Source organism: Algibacillus agarilyticus (assembly GCF_003286125.1).
GTDB lineage: Bacteria > Pseudomonadota > Gammaproteobacteria > Enterobacterales > Alteromonadaceae > Algibacillus > Algibacillus agarilyticus.
In genome coordinates this window covers 72972-86442 of record NZ_QMED01000023.1, presented here as the reverse complement: position 1 = coordinate 86442, position 13471 = coordinate 72972, and the positions used below count along the sequence as shown (strand labels likewise).

General features: G+C 38.5%; 10 protein-coding genes and 1 pseudogene. 5 read left to right on the top strand and 6 right to left on the bottom strand.

All coding sequences use genetic code 11. The features are described 5' to 3' along the window. Both DPX34_RS16065 and DPX34_RS16060 read right to left on the bottom strand, forming a co-directional pair. Positions 1-137: pseudogene (locus DPX34_RS16065) on the bottom strand (transposase); the annotation flags it as partial. 374 nt (positions 138-511) lie between these two features. Next, the gene (locus DPX34_RS16060; RefSeq protein ID WP_111979467.1) at positions 512-2431 is read right to left on the bottom strand and encodes an alkaline phosphatase D family protein; all 1920 of its coding nucleotides are present in this window, start codon (positions 2429-2431) and stop codon (positions 512-514) included. A 400-nt stretch (positions 2432-2831) separates the two neighbouring features. On the opposite strand from DPX34_RS16060, the gene DPX34_RS16055 reads away from it, so the two are divergent. Next, on the top strand, positions 2832-5015 hold the full coding sequence (locus tag DPX34_RS16055) for an OsmC domain/YcaO domain-containing protein (RefSeq protein ID WP_111979466.1): 2184 nt from the start codon (positions 2832-2834) through the stop codon (positions 5013-5015). Positions 5016-5143: 128 nt separating this feature from the next. Here the strand turns inward: DPX34_RS16055 and DPX34_RS16050 are convergent, their stop codons facing one another. Then, the gene (locus tag DPX34_RS16050; protein WP_157964759.1) at positions 5144-5524 is read right to left on the bottom strand and encodes a methyl-accepting chemotaxis protein; all 381 of its coding nucleotides are present in this window, start codon (positions 5522-5524) and stop codon (positions 5144-5146) included. A gap of 225 nt (positions 5525-5749) precedes the next feature. On the opposite strand from DPX34_RS16050, the gene DPX34_RS16045 reads away from it, so the two are divergent. After that, positions 5750-7162: a sodium/proline symporter gene (locus DPX34_RS16045; protein WP_111979464.1), complete on the top strand. Its 1413-nt coding sequence runs from the start codon at positions 5750-5752 to the stop codon at positions 7160-7162. Between the two features lie 172 nt (positions 7163-7334). Further along, positions 7335-7700: a glutathione S-transferase N-terminal domain-containing protein gene (locus tag DPX34_RS16040; protein ID WP_111979463.1), complete on the top strand. Its 366-nt coding sequence runs from the start codon at positions 7335-7337 to the stop codon at positions 7698-7700. A gap of 65 nt (positions 7701-7765) precedes the next feature. Here the strand turns inward: DPX34_RS16040 and DPX34_RS16035 are convergent, their stop codons facing one another. Together DPX34_RS16035 and DPX34_RS16030 are read right to left on the bottom strand one after the other, a co-directional pair. After that, positions 7766-9016, bottom strand: a complete 1251-nt coding sequence (locus tag DPX34_RS16035) for a hypothetical protein (RefSeq protein ID WP_111979462.1) — start codon at positions 9014-9016, stop codon at positions 7766-7768. Between the two features lie 145 nt (positions 9017-9161). Further along, positions 9162-9944, bottom strand: coding sequence for a substrate-binding periplasmic protein (locus DPX34_RS16030; RefSeq protein WP_111979461.1), 783 nt, complete (start codon positions 9942-9944; stop codon positions 9162-9164). 224 nt (positions 9945-10168) lie between these two features. Here DPX34_RS16030 and DPX34_RS16025 point away from each other — a divergent pair, with 224 nt between their 5' ends. Then, the gene (locus DPX34_RS16025) at positions 10169-11461 is read left to right on the top strand and encodes a DEAD/DEAH box helicase (RefSeq protein WP_111979460.1); all 1293 of its coding nucleotides are present in this window, start codon (positions 10169-10171) and stop codon (positions 11459-11461) included. 158 nt (positions 11462-11619) lie between these two features. Here the strand turns inward: DPX34_RS16025 and DPX34_RS16020 are convergent, their stop codons facing one another. Next, positions 11620-11805 (bottom strand): DUF6435 family protein, encoded by a 186-nt coding sequence (locus tag DPX34_RS16020; protein WP_111979459.1) that lies wholly within the window; start codon positions 11803-11805, stop codon positions 11620-11622. Between the two features lie 323 nt (positions 11806-12128). On the opposite strand from DPX34_RS16020, the gene DPX34_RS16015 reads away from it, so the two are divergent. After that, positions 12129-13439, top strand: coding sequence for a glycoside hydrolase family 16 protein (locus DPX34_RS16015; RefSeq protein ID WP_111979458.1), 1311 nt, complete (start codon positions 12129-12131; stop codon positions 13437-13439). Positions 13440-13471: the final 32 nt, after the last annotated feature.

Below are 13471 nucleotides of genomic sequence, written 5' to 3'. Positions count from 1 at the left end.
AAAAATGTTGTGCATGAGTATCGCCAATGTATCCACTCTTTTTTACCACTGCGTTCAGTGACCGGCGCAATCCCCGCATATTTTTGTATTTCTTCACTTGATTGGTAGCGTTTACGATTTGAGCCCATCGCGGCTAATTAAATTTCGATGACTGTCCTGCACGATTTCTCACGTGCGTACAAATTGCTATTTTTTTATCAAATAATGATTAACTCATATCTCCATTGCCGATTTGTCGGCGATGGAGGTATTTTTTGTTGATCTTAATGAAAAAATACAACTCACCAACTGTTCGATAGAAACACTAACAAAGGCTAAATTTCGATGACTGTCCTGCACGCTTGCTACTCGATGACTGTCCTGCACGCTTGCTACTCGATGACTGTCCTGCACGCTTGCTACTAAATACAGAAGGTGAAATCCCCACTTTTTAAACAAGTCTGGTTAAATTAAATTATATCCATAAGCCCATTTACGGACAAAGCGGTTCGATTTACCTTTAACTTGTGCGTTAAGGCGTTTTATTATTTGATGTGCGGGTGGTTGGGCATTCAAATTCTATTTCTCGCCCGTCGGGTGTGTGCACTTTAACTTGCACATCATCAATATTATCCGCTAATACGATTTCGCCTATGGCGGCGTGATTAAATAATACCGAATTTGTTGTATCGTTTTTGATTAACCGCCGCTTAATGCTCATATAACGGCGTTTTGTTAGCCAGTTAAGCGGCGACCGATGTGAATACAAGGTGCGGTTTATTTTATCTAGCCAGCGCAGTAACGTTTCCGGAAAGGCATTTTTTAAACCGCTCGCCGTTATTTGTAATATCCGTGGGCTATTACGCCTAAAGCGTAGTGTCACATCGTAAGCAAATGAATAATGCACATCGCCCGATAAAATAATAAAATTGGGCGGCGTTTTTAGGTGCTTAAAAATATTTAAGATCACATTTGCAGAGCCTGGGTGTGCCATCCAATTTTCAGCATCAACCATGAGTGGCTTACCAAAAAAGGTAAAAATATGCTGAATGGCTTCAATTAATTTAACCCCAAACACCGGGGCCGGTGATACCATTATTACGCTGGGTTCGTTAATTAAATGGCTTTGTAGTTCGCTTAATGTTTCCCAGTCCATCAAACCTGAGGGTTTATTAGGATTTGTTTCAGAGCGCCACCGGTGTGTTCGTGTGTCTAATACTATGACCTTAGGTTGTGTGTTTAAATAATAATGCCAGTGTGGCCAATCTAATACGTTTTGCACGGCTTGATCATGATTGTTCAGGCCGTGTTCAGTAAATTGTGGTTTTATTTGTTCGGCTAGCTCTGTATAGTTTTCAGGTTTATTGCCCCATCCTTGGCATAACCAATACGCTAATAAAGCGTTGCCAATAATGCGTTTAGAATAGGGATTACCGTAGGCGGCTTCTTCCCAACCCCGTGTTAAGTTCCAATCATCGGTTACATCATGATCGTCAAAAATCATATACGTGGGCACGTGGGCTAGTGCACGTCTTACTTTGCTTAAATCGTTAACAAATTTTTCAATTTGAATTTGTTCTTTGTCATAACGTTGATTATGCGAAGGGGGTAAATTGGGCTTAATGTGTTTTAAGTTAATATGTTGCCATAAAGTAGGTGACCAAACTAAGCAATACATGGCTATCATTTCTGAAAACGTAATTAAATGGTTATGTGCGCCTACGGCGGTAAAAATAGGTTTTCTTTTACCGCCTAAAAATAGCTCTAGTACTTTCTGGCTGGCTTTGTCATCAGGTAGCAATTGGTCACGCGCATAATAACATTGCAAGCTGTTGAGTAATTCAGTGGTATTGTTTATATCGGTGCCTTGCCATTGCTCTTCAAATAAACCTAAAAGCTGCATGGTTTGATGTATCGCACTTAACATTGGGCCGGCAACGTCATCTACATAGACTTGATCACCCGACATGATCAGCATTGCGGGTCTTGCTTGATGGTCTTGAGCGGTATGTTGTAATTTATCGTCTAATACACTTAAAGCATCATCTTGGTAATGATGTGGTTTTCGGCAAGAGCCATGCATAAGGCTGTTGATTTGCTCAGGCACACTAAAGCTTATTTTATTTTGCCCTGTGTAGTTAATATCGGGCAACAATTGGTTTAAATGCTTGTCGCCCTCGGGTAATTTAAAAATCAGGTCGTAATGCAATAATGTGTTTGTGGGTAAGGGCACATTTAAATTAATGTGTATTAAGTGTACAAAACAATAGGTGCCGACTTGGGTTGTGCTGCAATTCGTTGCATCAAGGGGGTTGGAATATAGCGTTGATTGCTGGTTATCATTAATGATTAATCTGGCATTGAGTTGCTTTTGTGTAACTAACCACAACGTAAATTGTGTTGATGAAACATGGCGTAAAATCGGCCCCGCTACGATTAAATCCCGATCCATTTTTTCAGTTAGCAACCTTATACCTCATTCAAATCATATTAATCACTGATTAATTTATATCGTGTATTAAGTCATTAATAAAGCACTAAAGATAAGTTGGTTGTTTTCTGTCGATAAACGACAAAGCGTGTGAGATAGATTGAACCGTGTTTGAATAAAAAAAGGGTGAATTTACCGATTCGTATTTTTTATTCAAGCATCGGTATTAAATGGAAGAAGCAACAAGGCGTATGTAAAAACACAAATAAGCTATTTTTTTGCATCATAAGGCAATTTTACCAAGACTATTGCGATGAAAAACACGATAATTAGCGCAATACTTAAACCTGCTTAAAAGCCGTATTTATGTTTACCCTGCAATATAAGTTGAATACGCTGCCCACGATACTGGAATTTTTTAATGGAAATCAAAGTAAATTACCTCGACAACCTTAGACTCGAAGCCAAATTTGACGACTTTACGGTTATTGCCGATCAACCCATTCGTTATAAAGGTGATGGCTCTGCGCCAGGCCCATTCGATTATTTCCTGGCTTCTTCAGCATTGTGTGCAGCTTATTTTGTTAAGGTTTATTGTAATGCACGCGATATTCCAACTGAAAACATTCGGCTATCGCAAAACAATATTGTGGATCCGGAAGATCGTTATAATCAAATTTTTCAAATTCAAGTTGAATTACCTGAGAGCATTTCAGATAAAGATCGAAAAGGTATTTTACGTTCAATTGATCGCTGTACGGTAAAAAAGGTTATTCAAACGGGGCCCGAATTCAAAGTCGAAGCCGTCGAAAGTCTTGAAGACGATGCGCAAGCGATGTTAATGGCCACGCCCGAAACCGATGCAAGCACCTTTATTTTAGGTAAAGATTTACCACTTGAAAAAACCATTGCTAACATGAGTGCTATTTTAGCTGATCTTGGCATGAAAATAGAGATTTCATCATGGCGTAATATTGTGCCTAATGTGTGGTCTTTGCATATTAGAGATGCAGCATCGCCTATGTGTTTTACCAATGGTAAAGGCGCGACTAAAGAAAGTGCGTTGTGTTCGGCATTGGGCGAGTTTATTGAACGTTTAAATTGTAACTTTTTTTATAATGATCAATTTTTTGGGCCTGAGATCGCTAATGCAGATTTTGTGCATTATCCAAACGAAAAATGGTTTGCACTTGAAGACGACGACGCGTTACCCCAAGGTATTCTAGACGATTATTGCTTAGCTATTTATAACCCAGATGATGAACTGAGTGGGTCAAATTTAATTGATACTAACTCGGGTAATGCTGAACGTGGCATTTGTTCAATACCGTACGTACGTCAATCAGATGGCGAAACGGTGTATTTTCCATCGAATTTAATCGAAAATTTATTTTTAAGTAACGGCATGAGCGCAGGCAATAATTTAGCTGAAGCGCAAGTGCAATGCTTGTCTGAAATTTTTGAGCGAGCGGTAAAACGCCAAATTATCGAACAAGAAATTGTATTACCCGATGTGCCTGAAAGTGTATTAGCTAAATACCCGAGCATTGTTGCGGGTATAAAAGGGCTAGAAGAGCAGGGCTTTCCGGTTGTTGTTAAAGATGCGTCGCTTGGTGGGCAATTTCCGGTTATGTGCGTTACGTTAATGAACCCAAGAACAGGCGGTGTTTTTGCGTCGTTTGGTGCGCACCCGAGTTTTGAAGTGGCTTTAGAGCGCAGTTTAACCGAATTATTACAAGGTCGAAGCTTTGAAGGTTTAAATGATGTGCCTAAACCGACTTTTAACAGTATGGCGGTAGCGGAGCCTGAAAACTTTGTTGAGCACTTTATCGATTCAACCGGTATTATTTCATGGAAGTTCTTCAGCGCTAAGCATGATTTTGAATTTGTGGAGTGGGATTTTTCAGGTACAACCGAAGAAGAAAACAACAACTTAATGGCTATATTAAAAGACCTTGGCAAAGAGTCGTATGTTGCGGTATTTGATCAATTGGGCGCAACGGCGTGTCGCATTTTGGTTCCTGATTATTCTGAGGTATACCCAGTTGAAGATTTGATTTGGGATAACACGAATAAATCACTCGCTTACCGAGAAGATATACTTAACTTACACCGCTTAAGCGAAGATGAATTAATTAGCTTGGTTGAACGATTAGAAGAAAGCCAACAAGATAATTACATTGATATTCGTACGCTTATTGGCATTGAATTTGATGAAAATACTGTGTGGGGCCAATTAACCATATTAGAGCTTAAAATATTAATTTATTTGGCTTTAGGCGCCTTAGAAGAAGCTAACGAACTGGTTGGTGAATTTTTACAATACAATGATAATACCGTTGAGCGCGGCTTATTTTATCAAGCGGTGAGTGCCGTGCTTGAAGTGACACTTGATGACGAACTCGAGCTAGACGATTACCGAGCCAACTTTAACCGCATGTATGGTGAAGAACAGATGGAAAATGTTGTTGGGTCTGTTTTTGGTGAAATTACCTTTTTTGGTTTAACCGAAACAAGTATGAATTTAGAAGGGCTCGACAAGCATCTGCGGTTAATTGAAAGCTATAAAAAATTACACAACGCCCGCGCTCTTGTCGCTAAATAGAGCCATTCAAACTAAGAATGGTGTCATGTTCAAAGGCTCGGTCTTGCAATAAGATCGAGCTTTTTTTTGTTAAAATATCTAAAAGTAAAATGAATTATTGGCTACCCAATTTATTTTAAATTTAATATTTAATCTAATTTAAAGGTGTTAACAATACGCACCAATTGCTCATTTATTTCTTCAATGTTTTCAGTTTCGTGGCGCACATTTTGTTCTTTCGCATTTAAGTTATCGACCATGTCATGAATACGAGACATATTTCGATTTAGTTCTTGAATAACCGAATTTTGCTCATGGGCAGAGGTTGATATTTGCACACTTAATTCGTTTATTTGTGTGACATAATCGGTTAACTCATTTAAGTCATTTGTGACTGCTTGTGCTTCGTTAACCGCGGTTTGGCTGGTGTTTTCGGTTCGTTTTATCGCCACAACCACATTGCTTGCGCCCGCTTTGAAGGTGCCGAGTGCGGTTTCTATTTCTTGTGTGCTTTGTTGTGTTTTTACCACGCAGATTTGAAGGTTATCTTTATTAATGCTAAGTTGCGGGCGTAAAATTTAAGTGGACTCATGTTAAAAAACAAATATTAAATTAATTTTACAATCATGAGCCGTTTGTTATTGATGGGCTAACTTGACGCCTTAACCGCTTAAAAGTGAGTATACATTTTGGGCGCTTCATTCATTAAATCATTAAGCATATTGTTTGCAATAATCTCGTTTTAGGAGATATCGATGTTAATTTCATTTGTTGGTTTTTTATTATTATTTACCTTAATTGGTTTGTCGTCTGCTTGGCGCAGCCGAGGCACCAAAGAAGACTACTATTTAGCGAGTGGCAGTATCAAACCTTGGTTAGTGGGTTTATCTGCTGTCGCCACTAATAATAGTGGATACATGTTTATTGGGGTGATTGGTTATACCTACGCAACTGGGCTTGCCTCTATCTGGTTAATGATTGGTTGGATATTAGGTGACTTTTTAGCGTCTTTATATGTTCACCGGCGTTTACTTGAAGCCACAAATGCTGGCCAAGAGATCAGTTATTCTGGCGTATTGAGTAATTGGTATGGGCAAAAGCATTCTTCATTGCAACGTCTTATCGGTATCATCTCGTTGCTGTTTTTATTGGTTTACGCCGCAGCTCAATTGGTTGCTGGTGGTAAAGCATTGCATGTATTACTCGATTGGCCATTGTGGTCGGGGGCCGTAGGTGGTGCGGTTTTAGTGAGTTTATATTGCTTTTCGGGTGGAATTCGCGCCTCTATTTGGACCGATGCGGCACAATCTATCGTTATGATCGTGGCGATGGGCACATTATTGGTTATTGCGTTTATGAACTTGGGGGGCGTGAGTAGTGCCATTGATCAAATGCAAGCCGTTGATGGTTATATGGACTGGCTACCTAAAGATCTCGTTGTACCGGGTGTGATGGGGGGCGTGTTATTTATTGTTAGCTGGCTAGTCGCTGGGCTTTCTGTTATTGGGCAACCGCATATTATGGTGCGATTTATGACACTCAATAACACATCAAACATGAAGCAAGCTAAAGCATGGTATTACTTATGGTTTTCGCTGTTTTATTGTATGGCGACCGGAGTCGGTTTACTCGCGCGTATTTATTTACCCGATGTGGCTACTTTTGATGCCGAGCTTGCACTGCCCACAATGGCGCAAGCATTGTTACCCTCTGTGTTAGTCGGTTTGATTTTAGCGGGGATATTTGCAGCGACTATTTCAACGGCTGATTCGTTAGTATTAAGTTGTTCTGCTGCATTAACACATGACATTTTACCTAAAAAAGTTGAAAAAACATGGGTTATAAAAACAACAACGGTATTCGTAACGGGCATTGCTTTATTGATTGCGTTAATGAATAACCAAAGTGTATTTGGCATGGTTATTATGGCGTGGTCGGGCTTAGCCAGTGCTTTTTCACCTTTATTATTATGGCTATGCTTAGGTAAAAAACCGTCACAGTTGGCTAGCATTACCGCTGTTATTATTGGTTTTGCTGTCGCATTGACTTGGCGCTGGGTTGAGTTGCATGCGATGGTATATGAAGGCTTACCCGGTATTATTGCCGGCTTGGTTGTTTTATCTTTATTTGAGCTTAAAAAACCAAGTGCCATTGAAACCAATAACTAATTTTTTCTGGCTAATATTGCCTATTTTGAGGTGAGATTTGATAAAAGCGTCGTTATGACGCTTTTATTTTTTGAATTTAAGTTGAGTTAAACTATAACAGTCCGATTTATTATTTCCGTTTTTGGTTAATTTGTTTAAAATCTCGCGCAATTTAATTGTAGTAAGGAACCTCATGGCTATTATACGCGCGATTTTAGGCGCTCTCATTTTATTAATTGATTGGTTATCCACACCGCGTGGTGTTAAACGAACACCTGAGCGCCAAACCGAAATAAACGAACAAACTAGCAAACTCGCTTTGTATCAATATAAAGCTTGCCCATTTTGTGTAAAAGTAAGACGTGCAATGAAGCGCCAATCTTTAACGATAAATACCTTTGATGCTAAACGTGATCAGGCCAGTAAAAAAGCGTTACTCGAAGGCGGCGGTAAATTAAAAGTCCCTTGTTTAAAAATTGAAAAACCAGATGGTAGTGTTGAGTGGATGTATGAATCTAATGACATTATTCAATATTTAAACGGGCGTTTTGCTAATTAGCCAATCCGCTAAAGTGGGGGTAAAGGCCATAAAATGCTGATTTTTATGGCCTACAAATCTTTTATTTAATCAAAAAATTGGTCAAAAATATCTTCGTCCATAAATGGGTTGCTAAAACCGAAGTTATTTATTTCATTTGCTTCAATTCGTTCAGCCAAATACCTATTTAAAACTTTTAAATTAGTACAATATTTGATGATATATTCGATGTCATCAACTTTCTCTGTTAACTCTGCTTTGTGTTCTTTTAATCTTTTTGCTACTTCGTGCTTTCGACCTTTACCAAATTTATTCCAAACGATGCCGATTGGGTCTCGGCTATATTTTAAATCGGCGAAGTCACGATCTAACTCATCGGTTTGGCTAGTGAGCAGCCAAATGATGTTTTTAAGCGACTCATCATCTAATGTGATATCGGCATCTGGAATATACTGGCTAAACATAGAGATAATAGTAAACACATCATTTTGCTCACGCGCTTTAGAAAGATCTTGCATGAGCGTTTGCTTTTCATGTTTTTTACTTTCGTCGGTTTCTTTATCGGGGTGCAATACCTGAGCTAACTTTTTATACATTTTGTTGATATGACTTTTTTTAAACAGCTGCTCGAGTCTTTGTTTTTGTGGGCTTTGCGTTGAGTTATGGTTAAATTTTTGCTCGTCATCATCTGTATCTTCATTAAAATTAAAGCCATTAAATAAGTCATCTTCATCAAAATCATTGGCACCAAAAGGTCCGTCATGTTGATCGTCGTTACTTTCATTCGCGAGCAGCGCTTCTAATTCATTTTTTAAAAATGCTTCAAAGTCAGCTGGGCTTTGGCCTATCTCTGTTAATTTTTCATCTGATAAATCAAAGTCGCTTCCGGTTAGATTAATCAGCAGTTCTCTAATGTGGTCGCAATCCATCGCTTGATCTGCATCAGCGTCTGAATCTAGCTCGACTAAACGGCTGATTTGATCATGCAGGTTTTGTCTTATTTGCTCGATACCTAATTCTGCTGCTAAGGGGGTTTGCTCTACAAAATAAAGTTCAGATTCTATCCAATCAACTAAACATTCTCGTCTTACATCGGACAATGATTTACGCGAAACAAATTGAGTTAAATGACTGGCTAAATTGGCAGTTGCGAGGAGTAGATCTTTTTCATGCTGGCTGACTTGGTCTTGAAAATGCTGAAAAAACGCTTCTTGCTTCTCTTTTAAGCGTTGATTGCGGAGGGTTTTTCTATCGATTTCTTTCCACAGGTGATTAAATTTATCGAGTGATTTTTTTGCTTTTGGTTCGTCAGACGTAACAATAGAAGTGAGCTGCATATCAATGTGTGATTAATGACTATTTAGAGCAATATTACCAAAATAATACGATTATTTGTCATTAATAATAAATAAATTTCACCTATGTTTGCCCATTCAAACTGAGAATACAGCCTAGAAAGCAAGTTGTTATACCAAGCTTAGGTTATTTAATGAGTAATTTTTCGATAGCCCCATTATTTAACAACGTTATTAAGTTTTTAGATAAAGCAGGAACTTGTTTTCTCAGTGGTGATTTTTTTGAGACGGCAATGTAAGCATCTACCTTTTTTTGATAAATATACGGTGCCATTTTCATTTCGTTTTGATAAGTCTCTTTATCGGTGCGTGCTTCAATAGAAACTTCTCTACCTAAAAAGGTATCTATACGGCCTTTTATGAGCATAGAGACTAATAGGTTATGATTGGGCAACGTAATTTTTTGTAGGGTATGATCTTGATCAAAACGTTCAAAAAAAGTAGCCCCTCGAAGCATGCCTATTTTCAAACCCAGTAAATGATCGTATTGATTAATGTCCAGTTTACTATTTTTACGCACATAAAAACGCACGGGTAATATGTGACTAGAAAAAGGCTGAGATAAAAAATCTAAATAAGTTTCTCGTTCAGCCGTTTTGCGTATGGCGATCATCATATCGGCTTGACCTTTTTCAGCCATCGCTAAACACCGAGCAAAAGGACATTTTATAAAACTGATTTTCTTATTAATTGATTGGGCGAGCAGGCGGGCAATATCGGCATTTTGACCAACAAACATGCCATTTTCGATATTAATTAAAGGCGGCTCAATATGCGTTGCAACAGTAATGGTATTAGACGATTTGAATTGTGTTGCCATCGCTTGATGAGGCAGGCAAAAAAAACATAAAATACAGAGAGTTAATAAAAAAGCGGATAACTTAACAAGTAACTTAACAAATAAATACACAACAAAACCCTTATGTAAAACCAGTGTTATTACCAAATGTTAACATTTATATTACACTTTGGTAAATTGAAATAAGGTTATATTTAATGACGAAACATTTGATTGCTTGTTATTCGGTCGTATTTAATCCGTTGTTAAATTCCAATTTGCCTATTTTATTAACGCCTTTAGGCTTAAATAAGTTAAAATGCTCAGCTATTTTTTTGCTTTGAGCTTTAACTTTCATGACTTCTGATACTACTCCCGCTACTTTTCAAGATCTTGGCCTTATTTCACCGCTGTTAGCTCGAATTGTTGAGCTGGAATATTCTCAACCCACCCCCATACAGGCACAAGCGATACCCAGTGTGTTAGCAAAACGAGATCTTATTGCGGGAGCCAATACCGGCTCAGGTAAAACAGCCACGTTTGCCTTACCTTTATTGCAACACATTTATGAAGATGCACCACTCAGCACGCGTAAAAATGAAGTTAAGCCACAAGGTAATTACGTATCGGGGCTTATTTTAGTGCCCACCCGAGAGCTTGCTAAACAAGTGGCTGATAGCATTAAATCGTATGCGGTCCATTTTAACGGCGCTATAAAAACGGTTGCTGTTTTTGGTGGGGTATCTACGAATACACAAATGCTCTCTTTGCGTGGGGGGACCGATATACTGGTGGCAACGCCTGGACGGTTACTTGATCTAATCTCAAGCAATGCGATAAAACTTGATAACGTTAAAACGTTAATATTAGATGAAGCCGATCGCATGTTGAGTTTAGGTTTTACCGACGAGTTATCTGAGTTGCTCGCCTTGCTGCCTAAGCAAAAACAAACCTTATTATTCTCTGCTACTTTTCCAGAACAAGTTAAAACGTTAACGGAAGAATTACTTGATAACCCCATCGAAATTCAAGTACAAAGTGCGGATTCAAGCACGTTAGTACAGCGTGTTTTTACGGTTAATAAAGGCAATAAAACCGCGCTATTGGCGCATTTAATAAAAACGCATCAATGGCGACAAGTACTGATATTTGTTAATGCTAAAAGTAGTTGTAACCATTTAGCCGATAAACTGTCTAAACGCGGTATTGTGGCCGATGTATTTCATGGTGACAAAGGGCAAAGTGCTCGCACCCGAGTGCTCGAAGCGTTTAAAACTGGCGAAATAGATGTATTGATCGCGACTGATATTGCCGCTCGTGGTCTCGATATTGAAAAATTACCGGTTGTGATCAATTTTGATTTACCAAGAAGCCCATCGGATTATATGCACCGTATTGGTCGAAGTGGACGTGCAGGCGAGGTGGGATTAGCTTTTTCATTGATTGATCACGAAGACTACCACCATTTTAAAATTATTGAAAAGAAGAATAAAATTAGACTTGAACGTGAACAAATCGAAGGGTTTGAAGCGGATGAAACGGTTAGCGAACCCGTTGCTAAACCGATGGCAAAACCTGAAGGTACTGGTAAGAAAAAACGTAAAAATAAACCGCCAATCAATGCCGATATTTGGTTAAAAAACACTTAAGCAGTGCACATCATCTTATAGGTATAATATCGCTTTAGCTTATTAATTCTAAGCGCTGTGTTTCTAACCAAAAAATCTTTTCTTTTAGTCGTTTAGTTAAGTGCGATTATACCTAAATAGCTGGGTATAATCGTCTTCTAAACTGCCTTTGTTTGATCTTAAGCTTTTTTATTTTCGTCTTCTTTTATTGCCAGAATTTGTTTGTAAATCGTATCGGCTTCAAGTGTTAACATTGAATAAGTTTTAATGTCGCCATTTCGTTGGGCGTGCATGGCTTGCTCAAGTTTTAACGCGTGTTGCTTATTTAATTTTTTGCTTGGGTCGGTTTTTAAAAATGAAAACATATAGGCTCACTTATTATTAATGCTTTGTATCATTGTATTTTAATACGTATCGATACAAACAATTGATCACTCTATCTTCGTTTTAGTTAAACCGACATCTATTTAGTTTTATGGCGCTATATTGATTTCTTTTTACCTTATTTTTCACCTTCATTTTTCTACCGCATTAACCTAAATCTTTTTTAAAATTTAAAGTGTCAGTTTTAATTGTGGTGACAATACACCTGTATATACCGTTTGTTTCTTGTTGTAAAAGCCGCCGTAACAATTGCTTGTAACAGCATAAGTAACGCGGAAAACATTCATTCATACAGGACTTAAAAATGAAAATATCATCTGTGTTGGCATGTTTTACGACGACGCTTTTACTGGGCTGCGTCTCTAATTCCGCTAATCAATTAGCCATAAATAAAACGAATACGTCATTAAATGCCAAAACGGCCACTCGTTCTATTGATTTATCGCAATGGCAATTAGCTTGGCATGACGAATTTAACTATGCTAACGAACAATTAGATACTGAATGGATTTCGCAAAATTCAGCAACCGAAAATCCGTGGGTATTGGGTAGTCGTTGGCGTGAAAACGCGGTTGTTAAAGACGGAATTTTACAGTTGATTAACCGTAAAGAGAGCAGAGGCGGACAAGATTGGACATCTGGTAATGTATGGACCAAGCGCACATTTGGCTATGGTTATTTTGAAGCGCGTTATAAATACGCGGGCGCATACGGAACCAACAATTCTTTTTGGTTTTGGCCTAAACAAGGCGTTGCTGAAGGCGAAAAATCATGTGAAATTGACATTAATGAAGGCCATTATCCCAATATAATTAATACTAATGTACATAATTGGACCGACACCTACACTTTGCCAAGTGGCCGAGTGAGCCATTCTGATGATCAGCTTCATCACACCCTGATCGGTAAACCTGATCACACCATCACGCTTTTAAATGCCATTAAAACTAAAAAAATCCGTCTAAAGTCGTCTAATCCTGCGTCAATTCATATTAATGAATTTCGGGTATTTTCACCGGCTACAGAATACCCCAATGCTTTGTTACCACTTGATGAACAGGCTCCCGTAAATCATGTTCAAGCACCAGATACACAGCTTGCAACTAACGGTATTTTTAATCGCTTACCGTCAAAAGAAATTTATGCCATCGATAATAAATTAGATACGCGTTGGGTGTCAGAAAAGCATGGTCAAAAATGGTTAGAGATCAGCTGGGCAGACGAAAAAGAAATCGGCGCAGTGCAATTTGTCAACGGTTGGTTACAAGAATCAGGACCCTCAACCGGTATGTATCGTAACTTAATGAGCGATTACACGCTGGATTATTATGATGGTCAGCAATGGGTAAATATTAAGCAATATGATGCCGCAATTGAAGCTGCTAACTTCGCCGACGAATACCACACCTACGGTTTAGAGTGGGATGAAAATTATTTTAAATTCTATTTTGACGGCAAGTTGTATTACACCCTGCGCAACGACGTTTGTTTTAACGAAACCTCTTTGCTGTTTAGCCTTGCCATTTTAAAAGCCGATATTGCCGGCCCTGTCACGGATGCCATTGATGGTACCAGCATGAAAATTGATTGGGTGCGTTATTACCAACCTAAATAGCCGGTATTCCTTGTGAGTCTTATTTTTTTGTT